This window comes from Streptomyces chilikensis (genome assembly GCF_001642695.1).
Classification (GTDB): Bacteria; Actinomycetota; Actinomycetes; order Streptomycetales; family Streptomycetaceae; genus Streptomyces; species Streptomyces chilikensis.
The window spans coordinates 1-1,783 of the sequence record NZ_LWCC02000080.1 but is presented as its reverse complement, the minus strand read 5'-3'; the positions used below and the strand labels follow the sequence as shown (position 1 = coordinate 1,783).

The 1,783-nt window shown below is 78.7% G+C and carries 1 protein-coding gene; it reads left to right on the top strand.

The window, feature by feature from the left end; all coding sequences use genetic code 11:
- Positions 1–70 precede the first annotated feature (70 nt).
- Positions 71–1,702: a M28 family metallopeptidase gene (locus tag A2U95_RS23030; RefSeq protein ID WP_166026310.1), complete on the top strand. Its 1,632-nt coding sequence runs from the start codon at positions 71–73 to the stop codon at positions 1,700–1,702.
- Positions 1,703–1,783 lie beyond the last annotated feature (81 nt).

The window sequence follows — 1,783 nt, the reverse complement described above, 5'->3', positions numbered from 1 at the left end:
CCCGCGTTGCGGCCCGCCCCCGCCGGGGCGAGCATGGCGGCAAGGTGCCCCGCCGCCGGAAGGACCCCGCGTGCGCAGACCCCGCCGCAAGGCCACCGCCGTGACCGCCGCGCTCACCGCCGCCCTCCTCCTCGGCGCCGCCGCCCCGGGCCCCGGCCCCGGCCCCGGAGGTGACGTGCCGGGCGGCGGCGCACCGCGAGGCAGCGCCCCGGGGGACGACGACCGGGGCGGCAGCGACCCCGCGTCCGCCGCCACCGCCCTGGCCGCGCGCCTGGTGACCCGCGCCGACGCGCACGACGCCCACCGCCACCTCGCCGCCTTCCAGCGCATCGCCGACGCCCACGGCGGGCACCGCGCCGCCGGCACCCCCGGCGGGGACGCCTCCGCCGCCTACGTCCGGCACGCCCTCCGCCGGGCCGGCTACCGGGTCACCTCGACCCCCTTCGCGTTCACCTACACCGAGACGCTCGCCGAGAAGCTGGCCGTCACCGCCCCCGGCGGACCCGCCCGCGACCTCGGCGTCTCACTGATGACCTACACCGTCTCCACCCCCGAGGGCGGCCTCACCGCGCCCCTCGCCGCGCTGCCCGCGGAGGGCGACGCGACCCCCGGCTGCGAGCCGTCCGACTACGCCCCGCACGAGGTGCGGGGCAAGGTCGTCGTGATCCCCCGCGGCGCGTGCTCGTTCGCCGAGAAGCAGAGGGCCGCGGCCGGCGCCGGAGCCGTCGCCGCACTGATCGCCAACACCGCCGAGGGCCCCCTGCGCGGCACCCTCGGCGACCCCTCCGCGGCCGCCGTCCCGACCGGCGGGGTCACCCGCGAGGACGGCCGCGCCCTGGCCGAGGCGGTCCGGAGGGCGGGGGACGCCGGCGACGTCACCGTCACCCTCGACCTGCGCGAGCGCCGCGAACGGCGCACCACCCACAACGTGACCGCCGAGACCCGCGGCGGCGACCCCTCCCGCACGGTGGTGCTCGGCGCCCACCTGGACTCCGTCCCCGAGGGCCCCGGCATCAACGACAACGGCTCCGGCTCGGCCGGCCTCCTGGAGGTCGCCCTGGAGCTGGCGCGGGCCGAGCACCGCCCCGCCCAGCGGGTGCGCTTCGCCTGGTGGTCCGCCGAGGAGTTCGGCCTGCTCGGCTCCACCGCCTACGTGAACGGCCTGTCCGCCGACCGGCGGAGGGACATCCGGCTCTACCTGAACTTCGACATGATCGCCTCGCCCAACCACGCGCTGTTCGTCTACGACGGCGACGACTCCGACGGCGTCGGCGCGGGCCCCGGTCCCGCCGGGTCCGCCCAGCTGGAACGGCAGATCACCGGCTTCCTCGACCGCCGCGGGCTGCCCCACCTCGGCACCGACTTCACCGGCCGGTCCGACTACGGCCCGTTCGTCGAGGCCGGCATCCCCTCCGGCGGAGCCTTCACCGGCGCGGAGGGGATCAAGACGCGGGAGGAGGCCGCCCTCTTCGGCGGCGAGGCGGGCAAGGCGTACGACCCGTGCTACCACCAGGCCTGCGACACCCTGGACAACATCTCCAGGGCCGCCCTCGACGTCAACATCGACGTCATCGCCCATGCCGCCGGCACCTACGCGCACGACCTGTCGCCCCTGACCGCCCCCGCCCCGGCGGCCGCCCCCGCCGCCGCGGCGGCGACCGGCGGGAACCTCCGCCCGGGGCACGCGGGCGTCGACCGCTGACCCGGCGCCGCGCGGGGCGCCGGCCCGGCGCGGGACGGCAGATCAGCCCAGCGCCAGCGCCTGCACCCGGTCCAGCGCCCC